This is a genomic window from Methylobacterium sp. BE186 (assembly GCF_031457035.1).
GTDB classification, from domain to species: domain Bacteria; phylum Pseudomonadota; class Alphaproteobacteria; order Rhizobiales; family Beijerinckiaceae; genus Methylobacterium; species Methylobacterium segetis.
In genome coordinates this window covers 91,110-117,504 of record NZ_JAVDVV010000017.1, presented here as the reverse complement: position 1 = coordinate 117,504, position 26,395 = coordinate 91,110, and the positions used below count along the sequence as shown (strand labels likewise).

22 protein-coding genes and 3 pseudogenes are annotated in these 26,395 nt (G+C 62.6%); 10 read left to right on the top strand and 15 right to left on the bottom strand.

Annotated elements, in window-relative coordinates:
- Positions 1-315: 315 nt before the first annotated feature.
- The 3 genes and pseudogenes from J2X36_RS17685 to J2X36_RS17675 all read left to right on the top strand — a co-directional run.
- Positions 316-1,347 (top strand): aldo/keto reductase, encoded by a 1,032-nt coding sequence (locus tag J2X36_RS17685; RefSeq protein WP_132254943.1) that lies wholly within the window; start codon positions 316-318, stop codon positions 1,345-1,347.
- 432 nt (positions 1,348-1,779) lie between these two features.
- Positions 1,780-2,151: pseudogene (locus tag J2X36_RS17680) on the top strand (integrase core domain-containing protein); the annotation flags it as partial.
- 39 nt (positions 2,152-2,190) lie between these two features.
- Positions 2,191-2,493 (top strand): annotated as a pseudogene (locus J2X36_RS17675) (transposase); the annotation flags it as partial.
- A gap of 29 nt (positions 2,494-2,522) precedes the next feature.
- Here J2X36_RS17675 and J2X36_RS17670 read toward each other — a convergent pair.
- Positions 2,523-2,804 (bottom strand): hypothetical protein, encoded by a 282-nt coding sequence (locus J2X36_RS17670; RefSeq protein WP_132254944.1) that lies wholly within the window; start codon positions 2,802-2,804, stop codon positions 2,523-2,525.
- Between the two features lie 98 nt (positions 2,805-2,902).
- Complete coding sequence (locus tag J2X36_RS17665; protein ID WP_132257041.1) at positions 2,903-3,853, bottom strand: transporter; 951 nt, start codon at positions 3,851-3,853, stop codon at positions 2,903-2,905.
- Positions 3,854-4,715: 862 nt separating this feature from the next.
- On the opposite strand from J2X36_RS17665, the gene J2X36_RS17660 reads away from it, so the two are divergent.
- Positions 4,716-5,468: a lytic transglycosylase domain-containing protein gene (locus J2X36_RS17660; RefSeq protein WP_310352102.1), complete on the top strand. Its 753-nt coding sequence runs from the start codon at positions 4,716-4,718 to the stop codon at positions 5,466-5,468.
- Positions 5,469-5,678: 210 nt separating this feature from the next.
- Here the strand turns inward: J2X36_RS17660 and J2X36_RS17655 are convergent, their stop codons facing one another.
- The gene (locus J2X36_RS17655) at positions 5,679-5,852 is read right to left on the bottom strand and encodes a CsbD family protein (RefSeq protein ID WP_310352100.1); all 174 of its coding nucleotides are present in this window, start codon (positions 5,850-5,852) and stop codon (positions 5,679-5,681) included.
- 460 nt (positions 5,853-6,312) lie between these two features.
- Here J2X36_RS17655 and J2X36_RS17650 point away from each other — a divergent pair, with 460 nt between their 5' ends.
- Together J2X36_RS17650 and J2X36_RS17645 are read left to right on the top strand one after the other, a co-directional pair.
- Positions 6,313-6,573, top strand: coding sequence for a hypothetical protein (locus J2X36_RS17650; RefSeq protein WP_310352097.1), 261 nt, complete (start codon positions 6,313-6,315; stop codon positions 6,571-6,573).
- 381 nt (positions 6,574-6,954) lie between these two features.
- Positions 6,955-7,728, top strand: a complete 774-nt coding sequence (locus J2X36_RS17645; RefSeq protein ID WP_310352094.1) for a PAS domain-containing protein — start codon at positions 6,955-6,957, stop codon at positions 7,726-7,728.
- Between the two features lie 68 nt (positions 7,729-7,796).
- Here the strand turns inward: J2X36_RS17645 and J2X36_RS17640 are convergent, their stop codons facing one another.
- The 4 genes from J2X36_RS17640 to J2X36_RS17625 form a co-directional block, all read right to left on the bottom strand.
- Positions 7,797-9,104, bottom strand: a complete 1,308-nt coding sequence (locus J2X36_RS17640) for a polyhydroxyalkanoate depolymerase (protein ID WP_310352091.1) — start codon at positions 9,102-9,104, stop codon at positions 7,797-7,799.
- A gap of 332 nt (positions 9,105-9,436) precedes the next feature.
- The gene (locus J2X36_RS17635) at positions 9,437-9,892 is read right to left on the bottom strand and encodes a MucR family transcriptional regulator (protein WP_310352121.1); all 456 of its coding nucleotides are present in this window, start codon (positions 9,890-9,892) and stop codon (positions 9,437-9,439) included.
- Between the two features lie 1,004 nt (positions 9,893-10,896).
- Positions 10,897-11,043, bottom strand: coding sequence for a hypothetical protein (locus J2X36_RS17630; protein WP_310352089.1), 147 nt, complete (start codon positions 11,041-11,043; stop codon positions 10,897-10,899).
- A 408-nt stretch (positions 11,044-11,451) separates the two neighbouring features.
- Positions 11,452-11,949, bottom strand: coding sequence for a response regulator (locus J2X36_RS17625; protein WP_310352087.1), 498 nt, complete (start codon positions 11,947-11,949; stop codon positions 11,452-11,454).
- Positions 11,950-12,292: 343 nt separating this feature from the next.
- Between J2X36_RS17625 and J2X36_RS17620 the strand changes: the two are divergent.
- Together J2X36_RS17620 and J2X36_RS17615 are read left to right on the top strand one after the other, a co-directional pair.
- Positions 12,293-12,475: pseudogene (locus J2X36_RS17620) on the top strand (MucR family transcriptional regulator); the annotation flags it as partial.
- A 379-nt stretch (positions 12,476-12,854) separates the two neighbouring features.
- The gene (locus tag J2X36_RS17615) at positions 12,855-13,025 is read left to right on the top strand and encodes a hypothetical protein (RefSeq protein WP_310352085.1); all 171 of its coding nucleotides are present in this window, start codon (positions 12,855-12,857) and stop codon (positions 13,023-13,025) included.
- A gap of 594 nt (positions 13,026-13,619) precedes the next feature.
- On the opposite strand, the gene J2X36_RS17610 is transcribed toward J2X36_RS17615, so the two are convergent.
- The 4 genes from J2X36_RS17610 to J2X36_RS17595 all read right to left on the bottom strand — a co-directional run bounded on the left by J2X36_RS17610 (position 13,620) and on the right by J2X36_RS17595 (position 17,252).
- The gene (locus J2X36_RS17610; RefSeq protein ID WP_310352082.1) at positions 13,620-13,814 is read right to left on the bottom strand and encodes a hypothetical protein; all 195 of its coding nucleotides are present in this window, start codon (positions 13,812-13,814) and stop codon (positions 13,620-13,622) included.
- Positions 13,815-13,831: 17 nt separating this feature from the next.
- Positions 13,832-14,008, bottom strand: coding sequence for a hypothetical protein (locus tag J2X36_RS17605; RefSeq protein ID WP_310352080.1), 177 nt, complete (start codon positions 14,006-14,008; stop codon positions 13,832-13,834).
- A 525-nt stretch (positions 14,009-14,533) separates the two neighbouring features.
- Positions 14,534-16,759 carry a molybdopterin cofactor-binding domain-containing protein gene (locus J2X36_RS17600; RefSeq protein WP_310352119.1) on the bottom strand — a complete coding sequence of 742 codons (2,226 nt, stop codon included), beginning with the start codon at positions 16,757-16,759 and terminating at the stop codon, positions 14,534-14,536.
- Between the two features lie 22 nt (positions 16,760-16,781).
- Positions 16,782-17,252, bottom strand: a complete 471-nt coding sequence (locus J2X36_RS17595) for a 2Fe-2S iron-sulfur cluster-binding protein (protein ID WP_310352078.1) — start codon at positions 17,250-17,252, stop codon at positions 16,782-16,784.
- Positions 17,253-17,599: 347 nt separating this feature from the next.
- Between J2X36_RS17595 and J2X36_RS17590 the strand changes: the two genes are divergently transcribed.
- Complete coding sequence (locus J2X36_RS17590; RefSeq protein WP_310352076.1) at positions 17,600-18,025, top strand: hypothetical protein; 426 nt, start codon at positions 17,600-17,602, stop codon at positions 18,023-18,025.
- A 1,064-nt stretch (positions 18,026-19,089) separates the two neighbouring features.
- Here the strand turns inward: J2X36_RS17590 and J2X36_RS17585 are convergent.
- The 4 genes from J2X36_RS17585 to J2X36_RS17570 form a co-directional block, all read right to left on the bottom strand.
- Entirely contained in the window at positions 19,090-22,209 is a 3,120-nt protein-coding gene (locus tag J2X36_RS17585; protein ID WP_310352074.1) for a bifunctional DNA primase/polymerase, read from the bottom strand.
- Between the two features lie 61 nt (positions 22,210-22,270).
- Positions 22,271-22,477 carry a helix-turn-helix domain-containing protein gene (locus tag J2X36_RS17580; protein WP_310352073.1) on the bottom strand — a complete coding sequence of 69 codons (207 nt, stop codon included), beginning with the start codon at positions 22,475-22,477 and terminating at the stop codon, positions 22,271-22,273.
- Between the two features lie 815 nt (positions 22,478-23,292).
- A complete protein-coding gene (locus J2X36_RS17575) occupies positions 23,293-24,582 on the bottom strand; it encodes a Y-family DNA polymerase (RefSeq protein WP_310352072.1) in 1,290 nt (429 codons plus the stop codon).
- Complete coding sequence (locus J2X36_RS17570) at positions 24,579-25,010, bottom strand: translesion error-prone DNA polymerase V autoproteolytic subunit (protein ID WP_310352070.1); 432 nt, start codon at positions 25,008-25,010, stop codon at positions 24,579-24,581. Before J2X36_RS17570 ends, J2X36_RS17575 begins: the two co-directional genes overlap by 4 nt.
- A 244-nt stretch (positions 25,011-25,254) precedes the next feature.
- Between J2X36_RS17570 and J2X36_RS17565 the strand changes: the two genes are divergently transcribed.
- Positions 25,255-26,388: a DUF2235 domain-containing protein gene (locus J2X36_RS17565; protein ID WP_310352066.1), complete on the top strand. Its 1,134-nt coding sequence runs from the start codon at positions 25,255-25,257 to the stop codon at positions 26,386-26,388.
- Positions 26,389-26,395: the final 7 nt, after the last annotated feature.

Sequence of the window (26,395 nt, the reverse complement as noted above, 5' to 3'; positions counted from 1 at the left end):
CGCGACGTCACGGCAGGCTACATCATCAGCGATCCTGAGCGCCTCCGCGAGCCGATGCAGCGCGTCACCAACCGCCTGAAAGAGTTGATTGGCTTATGCGAGTTGGCCGATAACGTGAGTCCACTCCGTACTGCGTCCTGATCATCGCACCTGCACCAGGTCGCAGAACGCGTGTGTCGCTGATCGACGCAGACATCCCAGAATGTATTAAGATCGGGACTCGACAGACTGGCCGCCCTTGAGCATGCCACGAATTCAACTGTCGCAGGTTGGCGCTTCAGGAGCAGAAATAGGAACGCTCAGACGGGGGCTTGCATGGAGCATCGGCAGTTTGGGCGGTCTGGGCTGAAAGTGCCCGTGCTCGGCCTTGGAACGGCGACCTTCGGCGGCATCGGCGAGTTCTTCGAGCGCTGGGGGCGGACGGATGCCGCTGAGGCGGAGCGCCTCGTTGATCTCTGTCTTGAGGCGGGCGCCAACTTCTTCGACACTGCCGACATGTACTCGCAGGGCGTCGCGGAGGAGATCCTCGGCCAGGCGCTCAAGGGTCGGCGGCACCGCGCCCTGGTCTCCACCAAGGCAACGTTCCGCTGTGGCGAGGATGTCAACGGCGTCGGCTCCTCGCGCTATCACCTGATCCGCGCCTGCGAAGCCAGCCTGAGACGGCTCGGCACCGATCACATCGACGTCTATTTCATGCATGGCTTTGACGCGCTGACGCCCGTCGAGGAGACGCTGCGCGCGCTTGACGACCTCACCCGCGCGGGCAAGATCGGCTACATTGGCGCCTCGAATTTCTCGGGCTGGCAGCTCATGAAGGCGCTCGCGACCTCCGAGCGCTATGGGCTCGCGCGCTACGTTGCCTACCAGGGCTACTACTCGCTGATTGGCCGGCACTACGAGTGGGAGTTGATGCCACTCGGGCTCGACCAAGGGGTCGGGCTGATGGTGTGGAGCCCGCTCGGTTGGGGGCGGCTCACCGGCGAGATCCGCCGCGACCGAGCAGCGCAACAGGGTCGTATCGCTGCGGGCGGAGCGAGAGGCGGGCCGCGGGTCTCCGACTCTTACCTATTCGGCGTGCTCGACGAGCTCGTTGCCGTCGCAGAAGAGACGGGCAAGACCGTGGCACAGGTGGCGCTGAACTGGCTGCTGACGCGCCCTACAGTCTGCAACATCGTGGTCGGTGCGCGCACCGAAAAGCAGCTGAAGCAGAACCTCGGCGCGACTGGCTGGACGCTCACGCCTGAGCAGTTGGCACGTTTGGACGCAGCAAGCCAGGAGCCGCCGATCTATCCCTACTGGCACCAGAAGGGCTTCGACGAGCGCAACCCGAAGCCGACGGTGTGGTGAATGAGAACAGCGATTTCTTTCGCGCTGAGATATCACCTGCCGAAAGTTCTAGGCGCCCGCAGGATGCCACTCGGTCCAGCGAGGCGAGCGGCGAACACGAGAAGCTTGAGCATGCAGGCGCTGCCATCCCATCTCAGGATCAAGGACAAACAGGTAGGTGCCTTTCTGCTCGCCGCCTGACCGATTGCCTCAAACCGCAGCGTAACGCCTGTTTGCCGGCTTGGATTTTGACGCCAGCGGCCATCGAATCGAAGCTCTGCGTTGAGAACCGCGTTACTGGCCGTGCGTGATCAGAGCGCATTGTTCACAGTTTGGGTCATCCGCTGCCTATTGTTCCCCAGCTCGGCGCACGCAGCAGACCGGCTGAGGCTGACGATCTACACCGCGAGCTAGAAGGAGCAGGTGGCCGCCACGGCAGAAGCCGTCGCACAGCTGGAGCAGGCGCTGCACGAGCGTCGACCTGTCCGAGGTGCCGGGCTCGTGCATCATTCGGATCGCGGAGGGCAATACCTCGCGCTGCGCTACACGGAGCGGCTCGCCGAGGCCAGCATCGAGCCCTCCGTCGGCAGCGTCGGCGACTCGTATGACAATGCCTTGGCCGAGACGATCAATGGCCTGTTCAAGACCGAGGTGATCCACCGGCGCGGTCCGTGGCGGACCCTCGAGGCGGTCGAGTTTGCCACCCTGGAGTGGGTCGACTGGTTCAACAACCGGCGGCTGCTCGAACCCATCGGCAACGTGCCTCCTGCCGAGGCGGAAGCGCGCTACTATGCTCAGGCCGAGGTCCAAGCCTTGGCCGCCTGACCCAAGCCAATCAGCCTCCTGAAAACCTGGAGCGGTTCAGCCATCCCGCTGCTCGATCAGCTGCCGGGCGTGCCCAAGTGGGTGGTGGCCGACCGGGGTTACACCAGCCATCGCTTCCGCGAGCACATCTGGGGCATGGGTGCACGGCCTGCGATCCCGCCGCAGCGGCACGAGGCCCCTGTCGCCTGTCCGGATTGGATCTACACCAACCGCAACCGGATCGAGCGCCTCTGGGCGCGGTTAAAGGAGTGGCGCGCCGTCGCCACCCGCTACGAGAAGACCGCCACCAGCTTCGCCGGTGTCCTCTGCCTTGCCGCCGCACTCGACTGGCTCAAGCCATAACAGGCCGTAACAGACGGTGAGCGCAGTCTTCATCTCTTCGGCTTGTCCTTACCATCTATATAAGCAAGGCTTGGAGGGAAGCGGGCCGTGCTTTGTTTTAAGAACAGGGCTTCTACTCGGACAACCTGCAGCGCCGACCAGTTTTTGCCGTTTGGGGCAGGCTCACCCCGAATATTTAAAACAGAGGCAATTTCAGTTGGGGTATTAATTCCTCCAGCGCGAAGCTCCGCAAGTATCGGCGTCAGCCGCTTCACGAAGTCGAGATGAGCTTGATCCAGCGCGCGATGACTTCCGGATGTTTTGCGGCCCATTTGCAATCTAACAGCATTATGACACTCGAAAAAGAAAAACGCGCCGGTCCGCGGGGACCGACGCGTCGTTTATCGCGCGGATTATACTGAGTGATGTCTCAGTACTTGCGGATCAGGGGAGCCGGGGCCGGAGCCGGGGCGACGGCTGCGGTGTAGAGCGGCACGATCACGCGGAACCAGCCCTCGGTCGCCTCGGCGCCGGCGACGCGGTTCACGATGTGGCGGGCGGCGTAACCCTGGACCGTGAAGGGTCCGAAGTCGTAGCCGATGAGGCCGCCGAGAGCGAAGTAGCCAGCGCGCGCGCCGCCGAGGGCGACGGGCGAGAAGCGCGAGTTGTTGGCGAGGTCGGTGGTGCCGTAGCCGATCGCACCGATCTCCCACTTGCCGAACTTCTTGGTCGCCGTCAGGTCGAGGTTGAGGGCGTCCGACGGAGCGTACGGGCCGCGCGCCGCACCACCGGCGGTCGGGAAGACACCGCCGGAGAAGAAGGAGGGCGTGTCGTAGAAGTTGTAGGTGAGGTTCGCGGTCAGGTTCCAGCCGTCGCCGGTGTAGCTGATGGCGAAGCCCTGGCGGTAGGTGTTCGACGACAGGATCGGCAGGCAGCCGATGCCGCAGCCGCGACCCGCGTTGAGCTCGTTGAGGTACACACCGGCGAGGTAGCTGACGCCAATGTTGTTGCCCAGATCCCAGGCGAAGATGCCGCCGACGAAGGTGCCGACGTTGATGCTGGTGTCGAGAGCCCCACCGTTACGGCCGCGGCCGAACGAGAAGACGGTCGGCGGGGCGACGGCGAGCTCGACGCGGGCGTCGAGGATCTTCCACGGGGTCGACCACAGCAGGATCGGAACGTTGATCCCGACATCGACCGGCGAGACGTCGGGCGAGCGGTACAGGAACGTGTTCAGCGCGTAGACGCCCTCGGGGAGCGGGGCGCCGACCGCGAGGCCGACCTGCTCACCCGGAACCGTCGTGGTCTGAGCGAAGGCGGCGGTCCCGGTCATACCGACGGAGAGCGCGACCGCTCCCGCGGCGAGCCAGTTCTTCATCATTTTGTCTTTCCTTCCCAAGGATTTCAGGCGTGCGCCCCGTAGCCTTGAACACAACATTGCCGGTTTGCCGACCGCGTCGGCTTCCGCCCCAATGGTGCCAAGCGCCCCCTTACGGCCCCACCTCAAGTCTCAACGCTGAGAACTATTCTACAGCCGCGCTCGGAATGACAGCGGGAATGGCGCGGCTTTGCGCTTCGGGCAGCGAGAGTTGCACAAAAGCCGCATTGTTGCCGCACTGCAAAATGGGAAAATTGGCGGCACCTGGGGGCAATTTGCCGCTCGATGGGAGCATTCCGCTGCGGTCGCCGTAACGAATAGCGCTGAAGCAGCAATCACTTGATGGAAGACTAGGACCCGGGGGCGATCACGCAATTTGCTTGGGGGCATCGCGCAAGGAGAGCGTGAACAGGATAGTTCACAGAGGCAAGCAAGGGGTCCATGCCCCAACCCGATTGGCCCTGATCAGCACGAATCGGTCCCATAGTGAGAGGCTGACTCGTCGACCACTTGATTCTCCCCCCATTGCAGTGGTCCGGCCTTTGGTATGCCTTCTGAGCGACTGTGCTGCGGATGGCATGGCGCGACCTCAGGGCATTGCCGGAATCAGAAGTCTCGTCCGCCATCGCTCATTCTATTCGGTAGTCGCGAGCAGCCTGTGTAGAACGGACGAGACTACGCGGAGCCCGAACTTCGGCCCAACTTCCGTCATGGCAGTGTTGTTTAGGATGCCGCGCGATCAAGCTTGAGGGAGCGTCGCGGCCATGCAAGCGTGGCCATACGTGTCGTGTTCGGACCCGGAATGGAACTCCTTCGGCAGACGAGTGTGAGTGTGTACCGGGCCAGGGAGGCTCGGCGCGCGCTCATGACTGCCGTCCACCGGCTCGCCGCGAACCGACAGGTCGGTATGCTCGCCGCAGCCGCCGCGTTGCTCGTCTATGCCCCTGACGCTCCGCTGCGCGATGATGCACTGAGCCGTCCAGTCGTGGCCACCGAAGCTCCTCCTCCGGTCGTGGTGGGCATGGCCATGCCAAGCATCGTTGCGACCACTGCTGCTGGAGGCGCTGCCTACGCCTATGCGCAGCAGGCGCTCATAATGGGCAGCGCCATCCACTTCGAGCGGTCCGCGTTCCAGACGATCGAGGAGGCTTGGTCGGCGGCCTTCTTCGGTGACAAGCAGCGCATGAGCGAGTTCATCGAACATGCTGCGGTCATCAACGGCCTGCCGGTCGAGTTCCTGATGCGCCTTCTGCGACAGGAGAGCGGCTTGAACCACCGAGCCGTCAGCCGAGCAGGTGCGCAAGGGGTCGCTCAGTTCATGCCAGGAACTGCGAGCGCGCGCGGGCTGGTAGATCCGTTCAACCCCTTCGAAGCCATCCCGAAATCCGCAGAACTGCTGAAGGAGTACCGGACCCGTTTCGGAAACCTTGGGTTTGCCGCCGCAGCCTACAACGCCGGCCCGCAGCGGGTCAGGGATTGGCTCTCCGGCCGTTCGCTGCTGCCGAAGGAGACGCGGGACTACGTCGCAAAGATCACGGGCAGGACGACCGACGATTGGCGGCAGAGCGGCGATATCTATGCTACGGCCGAGCCATGGCTCGACTCGTTGCGGAAGTAAGCTTCTGAGTAGTGATTCGCTGCGCTTATTGCGAGAGCAGGGCCGCTCCGGTCTGGGCGCTCAGTGAAATACGCCGAACAGCCAGAGCAGCAAGATGATCGGCAGCGGAATGCCGAGCAACCACAGAAGACCACCTTTCAGCATCGTACTTCTCCTTTCCAAGGTAGCCCTCACCAGCCCGGTCACGGGTCCGGGAGGGCCAACCGGCTGCTACTTGCCTTTGAGCGTGTCCTTGATGCCGCCCACGACGTTCTGGATCTTGCCTTTGACCTGATCCATTACGCCGTCCCGGCGCATCTTCTCGTCGCTGGTCAGCTTGCCAGCGCCTTCCTTGATCTTGCCGCCCATGTTGGTGGCCGCGCCTTCCACTCGATCCTTGTCCATCGCTTCCTCCAAGTGAATCAGAAAGCCTAACTTCAGAGCTGCCCAAACGAGCAGCAGAGAAAGACCGTTCGAGTTGTTGGAAAAGGAACGGGTGGTGTGCTGGCACTGCGACTGCTTCGATTTTGACGCAGACGCTAAGCGTCTAAATTGGGCTCGGTGAACATCTTCCCGCTGGCAATGCACGAGGCCGTACATTGAGGCGGGTGCAAGCAGGAATCGTCACCAACCTGCAACAAAGGTTATGGTCAAAAACCCGGTCTGGTATACCAGCCTCTCGGGGCTGCGCGAACGTGTGCGGCCACAGCACGATCTTCCGCTCCCACGGTGCGCGTGGAAGCGTCAACATTTCACACTCCAAGCAGACATCCCGCACAATGAGGATGTCTCACACAACGCTTCAAAGGCGTCGGCTTAGTCGCCGCCTCCCAGGGAGACGCGCCGCGTGCTAGGAACCACTCAGGTGAATGAGAATCTTCCGCCTCAGATCCAGAAGGCACTGGCTGAGTGCATTGCTGGCGCTCAGATCGCCGAACGCAAGGCGAGCGATTACCTTAAGCTCTCGCAGGGCGAAGCAGACGACTCGATCTACGAGGCGTGCCGCTCGATGCATCGATTCTATAGCTCCATGCACGAGTTCTTCCGTGAGGAGCAGATGGCGATCTCTGCGCTTCTGAGGGTCGATGGCGGAAAACTCCTACCGCGAATGGCCGAAGCTGCGTGATGCGCCTGGATCGACGTTCGGCTTGAACAGGGACTTCGCGGGCTTTCCCGCGCGGGTCTCACCTCGTTGAGCGTATTCGCCCCGTCACAGAGCCGTTGTATGGCCGCTGAGCTTGTGCGAGTTAGGAGCGTCCGTACAAGACACTACGGGAGAGCCCAGGCTGGCGTGAGCCGGTCATGGCGTCATGGAGCAACCGCCCCCGGAAGCTTCAAGGCACAATCCCGCAGAGTTGGACGATCTGGAGTGTGGCGCATTCTGCGCCCCGACGAGCCGAGGCTGCCGTTAAACGGGCAGATTTGGCTCCCAGGTAGCTCGCGACAGAGGGGGGCAGCCGGTTGGTTGGTGAGCCGATAGGCTCCCTGTCGTGGAGAGTTAACGATCGTGCCAGACGATGCCGCGTATGAACTGGATGCGCCGGACCGAGGCTGGAACTATGAGCCGTCGCGGGCTGCCTTGTTCCAGCAGATCACGTCTCCTGCCTACACGACCGATGCAGACGGCTGGCTGACCTACTACAACGAGGCGGCAGCCGATCTTTGGGGCTACCGGCCCGAACTCGGCAAGACACGCTGGTGTGGCTCCTGGCGGATCTTCACGACTGAAGGTGCGCACCTGCCGCTCGACCAATGCCCCATGGCAGTGGCGCTGAAGGAAGGCCGAGCCGTGCGCGGGGTGCAGGCCGTGCTGGAACGGCCTGATGGGACGCTCATCCCCTTTATGCCGCATCCGACACCGCTGCGAGACGCTTCAGGCGCGATCGTGGCGGGCTCCAACGTGCTCCTGCCCCTCACCTCGCCGGCCGGATCGTCGGCCTTGGATCTTGCCAGCGAAGGTTGGGCTGAAGTGCCACTCCCAGATCTGCCGGAGGGCCTTGAACTCGATGATCTAACGGGCTGCCTTCAGAGTACCTTGGCTGCGCAGGCTGATGTGGAATTCGGCTTCCAGATCGACTGCGAGCGGCTTGAAGCATGGTCCGGCCCGGAGGCCGAGAAGGAACGGATCATCCGGCAGCTTGAGAGCAAGCGGCAGAGGCATCACACCCTGCTGAATGGGCGGTTCGATCAGCTACAACAGCGGGCCAAGCGGCTCATGGAGGAGGCTCAGAAAAGCAGCGGCGCGAGGATGATCATAGATCCTCGCGACACCCTGCACTGATGCCGCTTACCATCGCCTGACCGCAACTGACGCTGTCATGCGTGGGTGTCTACAGGTGCAATTCGGCGTCAGCGCTGCTCTGCGCGAGAGCTTCGCTCGCGAAGAGCTCCCGCTACGAAGGGCTCTGCTTGCATCGCATCTGGGCTGGAGGCGGTCAGATCCGCGAGACCTGACGGTAGCTCTCCCGACAGCGAAGTCGCGTTCTGCTGCATGAAGGCCGCGATCTTCGGCGCGATCTCCGCCCGGAAGCGCGAGCCGTTGAAGATGCCGTAGTGCCCCGCTCCCATCTGGAGATGGTACACCTTCTTCTCGGCCGACAGGTTCGTGGCGAGATCCAGAGCCGCGCGCGTCTGGCCGATGCCAGTGATGTCGTCCTTCTCACCCTCGATCGCCATCAGCGCACAGCGGCGGATCGCGCCCAAATCCACCGGTTCGTCCCGGTGCCGCATGACGCCGCGTGCCATGGCATGGTCAATGAACACTGTCTCGATGGTCTGGAGGTAGAACTCTGCCGTTAGGTCCATCACGGCCAGATATTCGTCATAGAACTCCCGGTGCTTGGCGGCCGAATCCCCGTCGCCCTGCACGAGGTGGTTGAACATGTCCCAATGCGCCGACTGGTGGCGGTTAAGGTTCATGCTGATGAAGCCGGCCAGTTGCAGGAAGCCGGGATAGACCTTGCGGCCGTAGCCTGCGTGCGGCCACGGAACGGGATGGATGCAGTGCTGCCGGAACCAGTCGATGCTGCGCTCCTGAGGCAGCTTGTTCACGGCGGTCGGCGAGCGCTGGGTGTCGATCGGACCGCCGATCAGCACGGCCGATTGCGGCACCAGCGGGTGATCCTCTGCTTCCATACGAGCGATCGCAGCGAGCACCGGCACGGAGGGCTGGCAGACTGCCATGACGTGCAGGTCCGGCCCCAACGCATCGAACATCGCCACGCAGTAGTCGATGTAGTCGTCGAGGTCGAAGCGCCCGGCGGACGGCGGCACCAGCTTGGCGTCGGCCCAATCGGTGATGAAGACCTGATGTGTGTCGAGGAAGGCCGCCACCGTGCCGCGCAGGAGTGTCGCGTAGTGGCCCGACATGGGGGCTACGATCAGCATCTTCGGCTTTGTCGAGGGCTCACCGAAGGCGATAACGCGGCAGAAGGGGCGCTCCCACACCACCCGCTCGGATGTGGGCAGGCCGAAGGCGGGCTTGGCGTAGCTGCGCGTGCCGCGCTCGAACAACTCGCAGGAAGCCACCACAGCGCGGTGGTTCGGGGTGTAAGCAAAGGGGCTGAACGGATTCTCGAAAGCCTGTTTGGTTGCTCCTGCTGCGACGCGTGCTGGGGTAAGCATCAGGTCGTAAGCATCACGCATCAGGTAGAGCATACAGACATTCCTCTAACCGCCTCCGAGGCGGGCCACTCCTGAGGTGCCTAACGCTTCGGCACTATGATGCGTTTCTTTGCGGCTTAACAAACACGTCGCATCTGCAAGTGTCATTAGCACGGCATGATATTTCTATCTCGGCGACCGCGCGCGATCAAAATTGCCCAAGGCCGAGGCATTTAAGCAACATAATTCCGAAGGGAGGAGCGGCGTAGCTCATCCGAGACGGTGTGCCAGACGGCGGCATCGTGTCTGAAGTCGAGCGCGGCTCCCAAGGTCTTCCTGGGCACTTCGTTGCGTTCGCCGCGAGTACCCAGGAAGCTGGAGATCAATCAGGCGGCCTTCCGGCCGCGTCCGCTGGTCCGCTCTGCCTGCGCACCCGCACGCCCGAGGCCAATCGCCTTGGCGAGTTCCGAGCGCTGCGCGGCGTAGCTGGCGGCCACCATCGGGTAATCGCTGGGCAAACCATAGCGCTGACGATAGCTGTATGGGTCGAGGCCATGCCCAGCGAGGTGGCGCTTGAGCGTCTTGTAGGGCCTTCCATCGATGAAGCTGATGAGCCCGTCCGGTGTGATCGACTTCTTGATCTGCGAAGGCGTCGGCTTCTCGACCTCTTCCGCAACGGCCTGAGCCGTGCCGGTCGCGAGGCCGTTCAGAGCCTGATGAACGTTCCCGATGAGGGCCGGAAGCTCTGCCACAGGAACAGGGTTGTTCGAGACGTAAGCCGCAACGATCTCGGCGGCGAGTTCGATGAATTCGGGCAAGGTGCCCTGAGTGGATTCTGACATTCTCTTATCCGATGATTCCGGCACTAGGATCGCCGTGCTTGCGCATGTCAAAATTTCCGCCGAGAAATCAAGGGACGCGGGTTGAAATCACTCGCATGAATGGAGTGCACTGACGGAATACGTCTTTGATCCTTCTGTGCTGTCCTAGCCAGAGTGGTGAAGGAGCCGTAGGCGAACTGCCTACCGCTCCTTCACCGTCACGCAGCCAGTCGCTTCTTCGCAGAGACGGCGCCCAGCTTCTCGAATGTGGCGTTCACAAGCCGGATCTCCCGCTCATCCAGCTTTCGTGTCGCCCTCGGCAAGCAGCCGCATATCGGTGATCGCGGCCTTCTAAATCTTCGTGTGCCGACAGAAAGCCCTCGTCCTCTTCGCCTGTCGGAGCGTGACACCATCTGCTGATTGCTAACGCCAATAGACCAGGGCCTACTGATCGGCTCAGCTTGGGAACGGATCGGCTGCGCGGAACGTAATGGGCTCCCCTGAGTGAGCCTTGCCATGGACACAGCAACCGAGACCGTCCCCCTTAAAGCCTATGTGGTCAGCTGTCAGTCGCCCAGGATCGCAGGGGATGAGCCCGTCATGAAGCGTTGGGTTGTGCTTTCCGAGAGTGCTGAAGCGGCTGCGGAGTTGGTTCGAGAGAGAGTTGCCCCGGCTTGTGAGATAGCCGCTACTGACGAGGTGCTGAGCCAAGACGAGACAGAGAAGATCGGCCTGAAGCCCCACCATCCTATGGCTCTGTGATGCGGTGAGGCGCTGTCCGTAGGCAAAGAAAAGCCCCAGCGAGAGCCAGGGCTGAGGCTGAGGAACAGAAATGCACACGGCCGAAGGGGGGATGAGACTCAGCCGTGCAAACATTCAACGTGCCGGCATTTAGGCCGTTCCGAATGGGAACCCTTCCAGGGCACAATCACGTTCCGTGGTGGTAGGTGCTCGAAAGGAAGGATCGCCGTATGCTGAAACTCTTTGCCTCTGCCCTCCTCGGTTTGAGCCTGATTGCAGGCGTATCAATCAGCGATGCCCAAGCCAGGGGTGGCTACGGCCATCACCATCACGGCCATCATTACGGGCACCGGCATCACCACCGTCATTATGGCCATCACCGTCATCACCGCGGACATCACCGTCACGGCGGCCACCGGTTCTAACAGCACGCTTGAGGCTGGCCTCTTGTGCCGACCCGTACTGGAGGCGCGTGCTGGTGTTCGCGGGGCCAGCCTCAGAGCCGAACCAAGGTGCCCATCCGCGGGGCGGGATCGAATCAGAGGATCAGAGGGGTGGCACGGGGGAACTGGGCTGAACCGGGGTTGGCGGTAGGGCTCGCAGATTTTTGTGGTGAAATCGGGCGGCGCTTCAGCTTCACACAGAGCCGTACGTATGTTCATCCAACGGAACGGCCCTGCTCGCTCTAATGTTGAACATGAGGCATCGCTCTTGAGGAGCAGATCATGAACAACATCATCTACATCGTGGGCTTGGTTGTTGTCGTTGTGGCCGTTCTATCGTTCTTCGGCTTGCGGTAAGACACTCTGCCAAGCTCAAGCCCCAAAACTTGAACCTCGTCACGTGTTGTCAGGCTCTGGAGTTGGGCCGGAGATGTGCGCACCCCCGCTTGCAGCGCTCAGTGGTGTCTGAAGGCCAATCACCTCGGGTAGCACTGGCGCACCCTGATCAGGCTCATCGTTCTGGCCGAGAAGGCTCTCCATCTCACGAAGCAGATCCTCGAACTGGTAGGGCTTACGGATAAGCCTTGCGCCCAGCGGCAGCTCATCTTCAGTGCGGCTCATTCCGCCCGAGGTGACGATGATCCTGATGGTCGGCCAACGGTTATGAACCAGATGGGCCAGCCGAATTCCATCCATTTGTCCTGGCAGCGTGTGGCCGGCGATCAGGAGACGCACGTCTTGATGGCGCTCCAGCAGATCCAGAGCTTCATGGGCATCATGAGCCTCGATGGCCCGAAAACCGGCATCCTCCAGCAAGTCGGTTGTGACCATGCGGATGATCCGGTCCCGATCCACCACCAAGATCGCGATCGGTCTGCGGTCTGGTTCGGACACGTGGTGCTCGCCTCTCTGTCAGGAGCCGAATAGCCGAGGGGATTCCTGAAGCGTGGCCGTATGCACGTCTGGGTTGCGTACGCAATTACACACAGCAGGCCGATGTTCAGCCGCCGTCCTCAGGGGTACTTGGCCGGCAGAGTGAACATAAGAGAGGATCATCTGTCCCACCGAAGCGCGAACTTAGCCGCAACCGGGCGCACCCATCGTAGGTTAACCTCGCGGGGCTTCCTCGTACGGCCACGGTGTTCACATGGAGACTGATGCTGCATTCGTAGCTCGTCTAAAGACTCAACTTCGGCCTCCGAATTGAAGGGAGGTCCAACGCCTTCGCGATCTGGTGCTGCCCGTGGACTACCCGTCCACCGCAGCCAGCTACTCGGCGCGACGCTCGGAACTGGCGCGGAAGCTCGGTCTTGGCCAGCAGCGCCGGACGCGGGGCTCAAAAGCAGAGCCGGCGGCACCCGTGAAGCCCAAGGGCCGTGGCCGTTCGCGCAAGACGAACGTGGGTGAAGCGGCCGAGTAGGCTTCCGATGTCTGGGCAGTGCGGCGGCTACAGGGTGCCGTCGCTCTGTCCGCTCAGGCTGTGCGCCAGTAGCCAAGGTTGGCGATTACAGGAAAGCGGACCGCCGGCTTAGGCCCAACCCAGTCTGGCACGCGCTGGGGCTATTTCTTGCCGTCCTATCCATGGAATGAATTCCCGTTCGCTGGGGGGAAGCATCAGCGGACAAACTGCTCTTAACAGCCAGCGGCACAGCGCCAGCGAGGACTGATGCGCGCCACCCTGGAAGGCCATCCACATTGAGCCGGGAGCGGTCGCTCTCGATACCTTCTGCCTAGCCTTCTTCGCTCACCAAGACCCACAGGACGCGCCGGTCCGATCTCATGAGCCAGACGATATTCACGTGATCGTCAGGGACAGCAAGGCCGATGGATTGGGCCACGTCTACGGCTTGGTCGTCGTTCGCAGCCAGGATGGCAAGCCGGAAGAGGACAGGGCTCATGACGCCCTCCGCCTCTTTCCTGGCCCCAAGGAACTCGTAGACGGGCACGCCGACCTCATGAACGAAGGCTGAGGTGCCAAGCAGGGGATGAGCCAGCATCGGCTGACAGAATGCGGGCCGCCAGAGCGGCAGGCCGAAGTCGAGGGAGGAAACGCCCGTTAGGGACGGAAAGCAGCGCCACGCAAGAGCAGAATGATGCGACGCTGCAGTGCATCGGCTCTTGCTGCGACGCACAGTTCCCGGCACATGCATTTTGCATGTAGCGTCGGTCTCTGCCGTGAGACAAACGATGCTGGTGCCGCTCTCTGATGCTCAACCTGCGTGAAGGGCTTCGGCCTTTGCGCTTGCGGAAGGTCTTCCAGCAACTCGGCCCGTCGCGTGATCCCTGGATGTCTCGCGGACCACACCTCCGAAGAGGGCACCGTCGAGCAGAAGGTCGTAGCTGCCGGTAGCGAGGCGGTGGATTGTCTAGGGCATCAAGGGTCTGAACGCGGAAGCTTGGTGTGAGGCAGCCGGAGGGAAGGGCGAGATCATGAGCGAGGCGTTGGCCAGCTGAAATCATCTACTCGCTGCTCATAAGCGTCCGGAGACTCGGCTGACCCGCCCTCCCCCGGCTCCCGACCGAGCAGTCCTCTGGCTCCTGCCCTCGTCAGCGGGCCAACAGGCTCACCGCCGCCCTTTGCGCTTTGCTGTTTCATCAGCAGCGTTGCGCGCCAATCGCGCTGCCTTCAAGCGCGCAGTGTTCTCATCCGCTGCGCTGACGATCGGCTCCTTCAAAGCTTCCGGCTTGGCGCGATCCTGTGTCTTGGCAAACTCCGCTTCCGCCTGCTTCCGCTCCTTGCTGTGATCGTTGGCCATCATGCCTCCTCTCGGCCTCGTCAGCCGCCTGCCTGCTCGTCATCCGCCAGCTTCGTGAATTGCCGGGCCAGAGCGTCGACCTGATCGGCTGTTGCAACCACCCTCAGCACATGGCCGTCGTCGGCCTCGATCGTGAGTTCATAGCCGCTGGGTATTTCCGCGATCAGCACACGGACCAGCTTCTTCGGCTCAGACATGGGTATCCGCCAGGAATGCAAGGGACATGTGCAGGATGGCTGTGTTCACGACATCGGGCAATCGGGAGGCTGATCCTGCCCTGGTTTGTAGCCATCCCTCTCCTGCATCTGTCGCTCTATGACAGCCAAGCCCTCTCTGTTCCTCGGGCCAGAGAGCGTGACGATACGGCTGCCAAGGAAGAGACCCCCAGCTATCCACTCCAAGGGTTCAACCGCAACTCAACCCGAGCCATACTCAGGGCATGGCCACCCTTGAGCAAACGCTGGAAACCTTCGCCGACCTCCTCAGTGGCAATCAGTCCGCGAGCATTGGAGCGGTGGACGAGGCGATCTGGGCGGGCCTACCTGTCGGCCGTGCAGGGGCTGGACGCTCAAACCGCTGCGCTCAATGAGCTCATCCAGGCCGTCACCCGGCTGAACCCCTCCTCGCCGTTCATGCCCATCCTGACCGACACCATCGATCAGCATTGGCAGAGGCTGACTGGCTCGCCATCCTGATCGACAGAAGCTCCAGTGATCACGCCATCAGGTTCCCTGAAGGGCTGCCTTCACCTTCGCGGGCGTGAATGGCACGGAGCGCACTCGTGTACCCGTCGCATCGAAGATCGCATTGGAGATAGCCGCAGGCACAATCGCCGCGGAAGGCTCGCCCGCACCCCAGGGCTTCTCCGTCGGCCGATCGATGAGGTCGATGATCACCTCGGGTACGTCGGGGAAGGTCAGGATCGGATAGCTCGCCCAGTCCAGACTCGTCACCGCGCTGCGATTGAAGGTGACCTCTTCCATCAGCACGCGGCTCACCGTCTGTATGACGTTGCCGTCGAGCTGGTTGCGTACGCCGTCCGGATTGATGATCTGCCCGCAATCCTGGACGACGAAGAACCGGGGTACGCGTACAGCGCCGGTCTGCCGATTAACCTCAACCTCGGCTATACCCGCGACATAGGTCCGGTTGAGTTCGTAGCGCACGTAGGAGAGGCCGCGCCCACGCAAGACGTCGCCCCCACCTCGATCATCCTTGGCCGGAGAGGGGCGCGCCTCCCACTTGGCGATCTCAGCCGCGCGCTTCAGCACCTCGATGCCGCGGGGATCCTTCAGCGCTCTCAAGCGGTAAGCCAGCGGATCAGCCCCAGCCGCGGCGGCGCACTCGTCAAGGAAGGCCTCGTTGGCATACGTGTTCTGCATTCGCCCCGGCGTGCGGATCCAAGACGGCCGGAACGGGGTCTCGGCCAGACGATGGCAGACAGTGCGGACATTCGGAAAGGCGTAGGGCAGTGCCGAGTTCTGGATGATGTTGCCCGGCGACATGGTCGTTTCATGCGGTAGGTCGGCCAGGGTGGCAGCCACCAGCGGCACGTTTCCCGCCGCGCCTTCGGGCAGGAGGAACTGCGAGTGCCACGCGAGCACGTTGCCGTCTTGGTCGAGCCCAGCCTTGAGGTCGATCAGCGTCGGTGGTCCCTTCGGATCCCAGCCGTGCTCGTCCGCTCGCGACCATTGCACGCGCACAGGACGCCCGACGGCCCGAGCCACGAGCACAGCGTCGCCTGCTGCGTCCTCGTGTCCATTGCGCCCATAGCAGCCCGAGCCTTCGATGTAGATGCAGCGCACTGCCTCGGGAGCCATTCCGGTCATTGCGGCGAGTTGCTTGCGTAGTGCGTGCGTCATCTGCGAAGCGCTCCAGCAGGTCAGCTGGCCATTTTTGATCTCCGCCACGGCGCAGGAGGGACCGATTGAGCCGTGTGTATGAATGGCAAAGTCGTAGCTCGCCGACAGGGTTTTAGCCGCATTCGGCAAGGCAGCCTCGGTATCGCCGACACTGCTCGTCACATCGTCTTTGGTTACCTTGGTGGCGCGCACGTGCTCCCAAAGATGGTCTTGCTCGGGCAAACCCTCCCAAGCTGACCACTGCGCCTTGAGAGCACGTGCTGCTTTGATCGCGGTCCATTCGCGCTCGGCCACCACCGCGAGGAAGTTGCCCTCTCGCACGACCTTGATCAGGCCAGGGATACCGGCGACCGAACCCTCGTCGACGCTCTCCAGGTTAGCGCCGATGGCCGGCGGGCGCACGACACGAGCGTGCACCATGCCGGGTATCCGGAAGTCCTGCATGTAGGTGAAGCGGCCCGTCACCTTCTCGGGAATATCGATGCGCGCCACGGACTTGCCGACGAGCGCGAAGTGTGCCGCGTCCTTGGTTGTGACCTCCTTGTCCACCTTGGTTTCGAAGCGACCGCCCCGGATGAGGTCGGCGTAGCCGATGCCCGCTCCGCCCGCTTTCGGGCGAACACTGCCGTTCTCGGTCACGAGAGTGTCTGGGGAGACGCCGAGGCGCTCGGCGGCAAGACTGAGAAGGCGCGCCCGAGCCGTGGCTGCCGCCTGGCGGATCTCGACGCCGCCTTTCTGGATCGAGAGGCTGCCGTAGGTCGGACCCTGATCCGGGGTCAGCGCCGTGTCACCTTGAACGATGGTGATGCGGTCGAGGGGAATGTCGAGTTCCTCAGCCGCCATCTGCGCCAGCGCAGTCCTGACTCCAGTGCCGAGATCGACCTTGCCGGAATAGACCGTGGCGCGTCCCTCCGCATCGAGCGCCAGGAAGCTGTCGACTTGGTCGGGGGCGATGGACTTGCCCGCGCTGGGTGTCGGAATGGGCGCCCCGCCCTGAGCTGTCACCCGGCCACCTAAGCTGAAGTCGATGACTAGGGCGCCGCTGCCTTGCAGAAGGGTCCGACGCGAGAGGGCTGCGCGAGTCATCATGGACATTTGGACCTCCCCCTCAGAGCGTCTCGGAGGCGCGCTTGACGGCACGCACGATGCGCAGATGTGTTCCGCAGCGGCACAGGTTGCCCACGAGCGCCTGTCGGATCTCATCCTCGCTGGGCTGCTTATTTTTGGAAAGCAGCGCGGCCGACTGCATGATCATGCCGTTGATGCAGTAGCCGCACTGGGCGGCCTGCTCCTCGATGAAGGCTTTCTGCACCGGGTGCGGCGCCTCCGGCGAGCCCAGCCCCTCGAGAGTGAGGATCTTCTGCCCGGGCTTGAGGCTCGAAGTTGGCGTCACGCAGGAGCGCACTGCCTGCCCATCGATGTGAACAGTGCACGAGCCGCATTGGCCGAGCCCACAGCCGAAGCGGGGTCCGTGCAGGCCGAGATCGTCGCGCAGGACATAGAGGAGTGGCGTTTCCGGATCGTCGAGGGCCGCTGTTACGGCCCGGCCGTTCACGTCGAGGGATACCGATTGCGCCACAGCGCGCCTCCCTAGCCTGGAACTCTTCCTATCTGCCGCGATATACCCCGCTCGGACCCGTGACAACTCGGACCCGTAACACCAGAGTCCGAACCTCAGGCCAGAGCTCCGCATCCGGCGGAGGCATGTTCCGGAGAATTTCCATGCCATCCACGAAGCGAACCACCCTCTGCCTTCTTGTGCTTGCAGGCTTGGCACTTACTCCCGGTCCCGCCGGCGCTGCAGAACCTCGGCACCCCACCGCCGAAGCGAGCTCCGACGTGACGCAGGGCTGGCCGGAAGCGTCGCGAACTGCAGCAGAGGCCATTCACGCGAAGTACGGGGCACCTCAGGAGGCGACCGCAACCATGCTGATCTGGCGTGACAACGCGCCCTGGGCACGAACGATCGTGCATAAGACCGGGGCGGAGCACGACTTCCCCGCCCAGCACCGCGACGTGTTGGAGCAAACGATTGTCTACAAGGTGCCGCTCAACCTCTACAACGCCATTGCGACCTACAATGGCAGCGTCATTCCCGACCGCACACGAGGCACGATCACGTCCTTCGGTGACGAGGAGGTCACCAACATTCTGTCCATCAACTTGGCCGTGGGCATAGTGCGAGGCCAGATGAGCGCCGAGCAGGCACGCGAGGCTCATGTTGCAGCGGCGCTTGACCTCGCGGCGGGCAAAACACCTGAGGCAGCGCGGGCGCTCACACTTCAGCCGCAGCAGGGCGACCTAACCGATCCGGACACGGCCATGATCCTGCCAGAGAAAGCCAAGCCGTAGTCGGACAAGTGCAAATCAGGCAGCGTGCTGCTCAGACGCTCGCTAGCAGACATCACGCTCACCAACCTGCATCGCCGGTGACCGCGCCGCCAATTTTCCTTCTTTGCTGACGCGTAGGCGATCTAACTGACTGAGCTAACTCAGACTCTGGTGCAAACCCGCTAACGGCCGATCAGCGGACGAGCAATCAGGACTCAAAGGGCACGTATGCCAGAAGCAAGGGGCCCGCGCAGAATGGGCTGCACGCGCCAAACATCCATAACTTTCCCTTGAACGCCAATCCGGCCTGCCGCTACTCTCGCACACGCCGCGAAACATGTCAGGAGGCATTCGGCAGTGCGCGACTACAGAAATAACGTAAAGACAATTCGAGTCGATTTGTCGGGTCAAACGCAAAGTTTTGAAACCGATGGCTCAAAAGACGTTCTAGTTTGCCGCTCAGATGCGCGCAGCGGAGCGGTTTTTCTCCCATCGAAGGCGCGGGATCTGCTCAAATCTCTCGGTATTGAGCACTCAGCAAAAATCGAGTTGCGGAATACGCATCGGCACTGGAGAGCGGCCATGCTCTTATGCGAGCTTCCCGCAAAACCGTTGACGGTCATTGGCAACACAGAAGGACATCTGTATGAGGAGCATGAGATATCTTGTCGCTCTAAATAACGAACACCGCGAGCTATAGGCCCTCAGTCTTGACCAACTTTGGTCCTGCTTCGGCTTTGCTCTCCTGATTGGAAGACCACAATATTGGACGGCTGTTTTGGCGGCGCTCCTCCCGTAGAGACATGGCGGCCAGTAGTTCGTAGGGACCTGCGGCGTGCGTCACACTGGATCACCTGACCAGGGCTCCGCCAACACGAACGACTCCGCGTCTGCGTCTGCGCAGATCAAGCCTTTGTCGATGCGCAGTTGCCGCCACCAGGGCGCGAAAAACATAGACCCATCGGCACATTAGATTGCCGTTTGTTTAATGGTGCATGGCAATCATGCATGGCCGGTTATAGCCGCTCCGCTCTGAATCCTCGGTTCGCTATAATAGATCCTTATAGCGAACCGAGGATTTAGGATCAGCCGGCAACGCCCCGCGCTGCGCGGCCTGGCACATCATCATTGGAAGCTGGCTGTGACGGTTGCACCGGTGGCGCTTGGTCACGCGCTGCGGCAAGCACCGGCATCGGGGGCTCAAACATCGTCAACTCTCCGAGCAAGGCGGTCAGCGTGAACCGGGTGGTGCTGGGCGTGTGGATTGAGAGACACCGGGAAGCGCGCCCCTGGGGATGAGACGCCCTTTTGAAGAGGTACATCTGCGCCTTGAGGCCGAAGTTTGCGATGAAACCATCTTCATCTTTGTCGGTGCGTCTGAAACGCATGAGCGGCCTCGCGTCTCGAGCCTTGAGAAGCCTCTCGATATCCATGCTAGCCTCCTTCTTGGTTGACCAGAGATCGGGGCGTTCAGACACCAACCAGTTCGGCACAAGAGGAAGCACGCCAGGCAGGCGCGCGGCGGCGCGGTCGATCCGGCTCCGCTGTTCAACGAGTGAACCCCAAGGCTCCAAGCGATCGATCGTGACATCAACTGGGAGGTCGGTAAGTAGGTACACCGCCGCCTGCTGAGGCCGGTACAGGAGACGCAGCCGATCAATTGCTTGGACGACTTCTGCTTCACGCAGTTGCTCGACCAAGGCCTGAATCGTCTCGTCCGGATGCGCTTGCACGAGAGTGCCGCTCTGCGGCCCGTCTGCTAGGCGGTAGCCACGCTGCACCCGCGGAAAGTTGCCCCCTTTGAGGAAGGTCATCTGGAGGTTGCGGTCATAGAAAAACCCGCGCGCCATGCGCTCAACGTCTTCCACTCGAGGCTGCATGCGCCCGCAAACCACTATGACGTCGCAGTCCTTGAACTCGTCGCGTCCTCGCAAGTCGCCGAAGTGGGTAGACGACCACCCGTCGGGCAATGAGAACCGGCGCTCATGGCCCTCCCAGAGTACGTCCTTGTACGTAACCAGGAGACCGCGCCTGTCTTTTCCGACTCTCTCCAGGAAAGCGCGCAGATCCGAAACATACTTGCTGGCTTTTGATCCGGCCGTCATCGCTGTTTTGCCGGCCTGGAGGCCATAAGTTTGCGTGATGATAGCGTTCCTTTTGGCTGCAATCTTTTCGAATTGAAGATCCGGCCACAGGCTGCGGAGGAGTGTCTCGTTCGCTGTGGCATCAAGAAGCAAGATCGGGATGTCTTTCTTAAATTTTGGATTGCTCCTGTGCTGTATGTAGAACAACTCCATCTCGGTGGTAATCTCTGCGCCATCAACATGGGCTCGAACCATTTTCGTTGCGACATAGATGGAGTGAGTCTCGTCGCGCTCACAACTCAACTCGTCCGCCAGTCTACGAAATGCAAGTGCAGCCTTATTGCGCTTGGGCAGGCGCTCGAGAGCGGCTAGAGCCTGCTCTTCATCCATATTCGGAGTAACCTGCCCTTCAATTTCAGGCTCGATCGCTTGAGCGGCTTCAACCAGGGCCGCCTTCGTGATGCCAGCATCGCGCAGTGCAGATTTCGGCGATAAGCCGTCGCGAAGAGCGTCAATTACGATCTTCATCATTGTAGACTGATCGGCAGCGTCTCGAAGAAGATCGCCCGCAGTGGCGGTCTGCGAGTACCTAACAAGCTTATGCATAAACGCTTCATCGATTACGACCATGTCTGGCCTTCCGAAGCGCTCTCCGAGGCGCTGCAGCATGTACTCATGTGACATAAACTTAACTTCAGCAAATTCCGCCAACTGCGCATAGTAGGGGCACATAGATCGATGTGGACACTGAAGATACTTATCGTCCTCAGTCTGAAGTTCGCAACAAGTGGCGGCTATATTTCCGACCCCGCGCTCAACCGCAGCTCGGACGAATGACGGGCGAATGCAAAGCGGGCCTCTTTCTGCGTCTTCATGAAGGCGCCCCCTGATCGCTACGCATGTGCCCCCTTGGGCGCGATACTTAGCTGCAAGTTCCTCCGCCAAGCTCACAGTTGGAGTGAGATACCAGACTAACCCCGGGCCAATCAGTTGCTCTCGGTTCCACTGCCTGATCGCACTGAGAACAGAAGTGCTCTTGCCGATACCAGCCGCGCCGGCAATCGCGAGTTTCCCTCCGTGCTCGATCCAGCCTGCAACGAGATCGCGAACACGCTCGCCCGCCTGCTCAGCACTTAGTTCATCTGCCCTGAAATGCGGTGGGATGTCATCAATCAACGCGCGCTGCGTGCGGCTAGTAGCCCGTTGAGTACTGCGCTCCTCGGTCTTGCGCAGAGCACTTCGGACCTTCGATACAAACTCCTTGTCGTCTTTTGCCCAAGGCCGACCTGTCTTCGCTCGCACACGTTGCCGATGATCCGGATGCAGGCCGTAGAAGAAGAGGTCCCAGGCGTCATCGAGCACCGCGCTAAAGCCGTCGCTAGCTCTGCGGCACGCAGCTTTCCAGGCGCACTTCAATGCGTGGACGTCGCGCCGGCCAATGACGTAGCCGAACTCGTCGAACTCGGGCTCTTGAGCCTCGCTCGACAAAATCGGCAGGACATCTCTGCAGGCGGCTAGGAACCGATCTACGGCAGCTTGTGTCACCTCCGGCAGTGCGGAGATTGGCGTGTCCAGGGGACTGTGGTCCGACCAGACATACGGCTTCTGGGTCCGAGGATGGATCCCGAACGAGGCAATCTGATTGCCGAGCGAGAGGACCTCAATCGGGTGGGGCTTAGCAGCCCTCACTGGCCCTGAAGGCCGGTAGATCAGCATTCGTTTCGGCGCCATTCCGACACGCACAAGCGGCGTATCCCCGAGGTGCTGGCGTGCCAAACCCTCAACTAGATCGGCCTGTGCTCCATCGAGAATGTCGATGTCGATACCGATGATCGCTGATCCGCATGCCAGCCCAATGCCTGCTGCGGGATGGTTGCGCGCCCAGTCCTCGGCGGCTGCTTGTGAGGCAGGCTGCGCACAGAAGCGCTGCCATTCAGCAATGATCGGCCGCTTGTCGCCCGTGGCGAGCGGAATAACCGAGTAGCCATTCGCCAGGATTTTACGTCCGAAACAAGCAAATGTTCGGCCTTCTTTCCCCAGCCATTTTTCGATACACTCCGGATTGTCAGCAAACTTTCGCGCCGCGGCCCTATGACCTGCGGCGTTTTTATTTTCCATCATCGGTCAGCCTCTTGCGCTTTTCTTAATCGACTTTGTTGTGACTGGACTTCGATGGAAGGTGTCAGCAGCGCGCCTCTACCCACGCGAGCAGATCGGAGCGCTTGTAGCGGATGAGACGTTCGCTCAGCCGCACGAACCTAGGTCCGTCATCGGCAAGACGTAGCTTTTTCAGCCAGACCTCCGAGACCCTGAGCAGTCGTGCAGCATCGTTAGGCCTGAGAAGATCATCAGGGTGCGCAGCGATGTTGTGATTGATATCGTTAATCATTGTCGCCTCGTCTGAGCGAGGCGCAACAAGGCAATAGCCTGCCACGCCCCGCCGAATGGTGGGGTCGTGACAGCGGCTCGCCCTCTCGCGTCAGCGGCTTACCGGGAGGTCAAGCCCGGCGCCTCGTCGGAGGTAACGGCATCATGGGAGATGCGCGGAAGATTTGAGCCCTTCAGCTCCCCGGCAGCCATATCTGCACATCACTGGAATTGGCCCTCCTGTCTGATGAGCTTGCGCTCCTATGGGCCGAACTGTTTCTATCCCAGCAATGTACCTAGCCCGGGTTCGCGAACCGGCCTGGGTCAACCTTCTAAAGCCCAGGCCTTCGTGTCAGGGGCTACGATAAAGCGGTCCTAGAACGATAGGAAGAGGAAGGGGACCGAGCGTTAGGAGTCTGGGGAAGATTTCTCTTGGCGTCCGACGGGCGACGGTGACATCGGAGCGGATCTCCGGGGCGCCTCCATCGAACTCGGCAGCAGGTGCAGCGGATAGCAAGCGGTGCGTCAAGCCAGCGAGTAACAATCAACGGCAAGGCTGGAGAGCGCCACAACCGAACCTTAGCTCCCAGCCGGAAAGCAGACCTTCCGCTTCGCCCCCCTCTCGGCCATTCAGTGGCCTTCGGCGGCATCTCCGAAGCGGACGTCGCATCAGCTCAGCTTGTGGATCTCAGTTGCGCCAGTAGCTGACCTTTGATCGAAGCTACGAGAATGACCGCTCGCCGACCGAAAGCAGCCATTCGTGCGGACTGATCGGTCCGGCGGCCACAATATCCTGACGTTGTGTCTCATTAAACAACCGGGTGCGAGCCCTCCCGTTCAGGCCGCCGCGACCACCGGCAGCTCGTCGAGCCTCGTGGTGTAGCGGGGCGAGCGCATCTCGAATTTCGTCGACCAGTCGCGCTTCTCGGCGAGGCCCGCCGTCGCTGGCACGACGGCCCCGCGGCCGAACCGGGCATTGCAGGCGTCGAGCGCCGCCATCAGCGCCGCCCCGTGTTCGCGGTCGAGCCGGCCGAGACCGGGCAGGGCCCGCTGCGAGGCCGCCAGCGGCACGAGATCAGTCGTGACCACCCCGGCCTTGGCGTACCGGTAGCCGTCCCGCCAAACCCTGCGCACGCCGTGGGTCGCCGCCTTTACCAGCACCAGGGTGTCGTTCGAGGCCTCGGGCAGGGTCACCACCGTCGAGACCGAGCGCTGCGGCCGGTCGCGGTCGTGCTCCGAGGTGTGGAAGAAGACGGTGACGTGGTCGGTCCCGAGCGCCTCGCGCCGCAGCTTCTCGCCGAGCCGGGTCGCGTGCGCGGCGACCGCCTGCTCCATCGTGGCGCAGTGCTCGACCCGGTCTGAGAAGCTGCGGGTGACGGCGCAGCCCTTCCGGGTCGGCGCGATCTCCTCCAGGTCGAGGCAGGGAACGCCGCGCAGCTCCTGCACCAGGCGCTCGCCCACGACGGTCATCGCCTTGCGCACCGCCCGGGTGTCGAGATCGCGCACGTCGGCGACGCTGACGCAGCCGAGCGCCTCCAGCTTGCGCGCGTTGGCCGGGCCGACGCCCCAGATCTCGTCCGGGGGGATGCGGGCCATCCAGTGGTCGTACTGCACCGGGTCGGTCAGGTCGCAAACGCCGCCGAGCTCGGGCACCGTCTTGGCGACGTGGTTGGCAAGCTTGGCGAGCGTCTTCGTCGCACCGATGCCGACGCAGGTCGGGATCCCCGTCCAGGCCCGCACCGTCTCGCGCATGTCGCGGGTGAGCGGTACCCGGTCGCGCTCGCGCACGTCCGAGAGATCGAGGAAGCTCTCGTCGATGGAGTAGACCTCGATGCGCGGTGAAAACCCCTGGTAGACCGCGTTCACCCGGGCCGACATGTCGCCGTAGAGCGCGTAGTTCGAGGAGTAGACCCGCACGCCGCGCGCCCGGCACATCTCCCGGATCTTGAAGTACGGCTCGCCCATGCGGATGCCGAGCGCCTTGGCCTCGCTGGTGCGGGCGATCGCGCAGCCGTCGTTGTTCGAGAGCACGATGACCGGCACCCGCGCGAGCTTGGGATCGAAGACCCGCTCGCACGAGCAGTAGAAGGAGTTGCCGTCCGAGAGGGCGTAGGCCCGGCCGCTCATTCGCCGCTCCGGCGCCTCGGGTTGACCGAGCCGGAGACCACGCCCCAGACCTCGACCACGGCGTCGGGCGAGAGCCGGAACTCCGGGAAGCGCGGGTTGGCGAAGGAGAGCGTGACGCGCGGCCCCTGGCGCCGCCAGACCTTGAAGGAGCGCTCGCCGTCGATGTCGACGACCACGACGTCGCCGTTGCGCGGGGTCAGCGAGCGGTCGACCACCGCGAGGTCGCCATCGAAGAGGCGTGCGAGCACCATGCTGTCGCCGGCGACCCGCACCAGGAAGGTGGCGGGCCGGTTGACGATCAGCAGCCGCTGCAGGTCGATCTCCTCCTCGACGAAGTCGTCGGCTGGGCTCGGGAAGCCGGCGCGCACGGGTGTCGCGAGGATGGGGATGGGTGTCGGCAACCCGACCGTGACGCCCGAGACCTGCATGCGCGCGCTCCGAATCCTGTGGAACAAAAGTGGAACATGCCAGCCGGGTTCCGCCAAGCGGCCAAGCTTGGCCCTCGGCATTCAATCGGGAGGGGTGTGGATAACGGGGACAGGTCAGTGGCGCGGGTTGCAGGCCTCGTCCAGGAACGCATCAGGAACGTCGCCGGAGCGCGAGCGTTGAGGTGCGCCGGGTTAGGGGTGGACCGGACCGCCTCGGGTCCCGCGATACCGGGGGGTATCCGCCATGAAGCGCCTCGCCATCTTCCTCGACGGCACCTGGAACACGCTCAACAACAACACGAACGTCTGGCGCCTGAAGTCGCTCTGCGACCCGGCGGCTGCCGGGCAGCTGGTCTATTACAGCCAGGGCGTCGGCACCCGGATCGGCGAGAAGGTGCGCGGCGGGATCGGCGGCTACGGCCTCGATAACGAGATCGTCGACGCCTACACCTGGCTCGTCCAGGCCTACGAGGAGGGAGACGAGATCTTCGTCTTCGGCTTCAGCCGCGGCGCCTACGCCGCGCGCAGCCTGTCCGGCCTGATCTCGAAGTGCGGCGTGCTCCGGCCCGGGGCCCCGCTCTCGATCGAGCAGCTATACGCCCGCTACCGCCGCCGCACCGAGCCGACGATCCGCACGTTGATCGCCACCGACCCAGCGCGGCTCGCGGGCATCGAGGAGCGCTGGCTCGTCGCCCACTGCGTGCCCGCCGACGTGAAGTTCATGGGGATTTGGGACACGGTCGGCTCGGTCGGCAACCCGCTGTCGAGCCTGAGCGCCCGGGTCGCGAAGTACCGCTTCCTCGACACCCACCTCTACCGCTCGAACACCTACGCCTTCCACGCCCTCGCCCTCGACGAGCAGCGTCGGGCCTTCGAGCCGACCTTCTGGACCCAGACCGCCGACAACGACAAGGTCGCGACCTGCCCGCGCCGGAGCCTCGACGCGGTCGAGCAGCGCTGGTTCGTCGGGGCCCACGCCAACGTTGGCGGCGGTTACCCGAGCGACATCCTCGCCCAGGCGCCCCTGAAGTGGATCCTGGACAAGGCCGCCCTGCACGGCCTTGCCTTCCGGCCGGGCTTCGCCATGGACACGCCCGATCCAAACGCGGAGATCGCCGATTCCTACGCCACCTTCGGGCCGTGGTTCCTGCGTCTCGTCACGCCGCGCTTCCACCGCCCGGTGGGAGCTCCGCCTACGGTTGGGTCGGCGCGCACGACCTGGCGGATCAACGAGACCATCGACGGCAGCGTCTTCGAGCGGTGGCGCGACAATCCCGGGTATCGGCCGCCGAACCTGAAGGAGTGGGTTGAGCGCTTGCGGGTCGACCCCGCCCGCGTGACCGGCGGGCTCAAGGCCGAGGACGCTACTCCGGTGTAACCGGCGA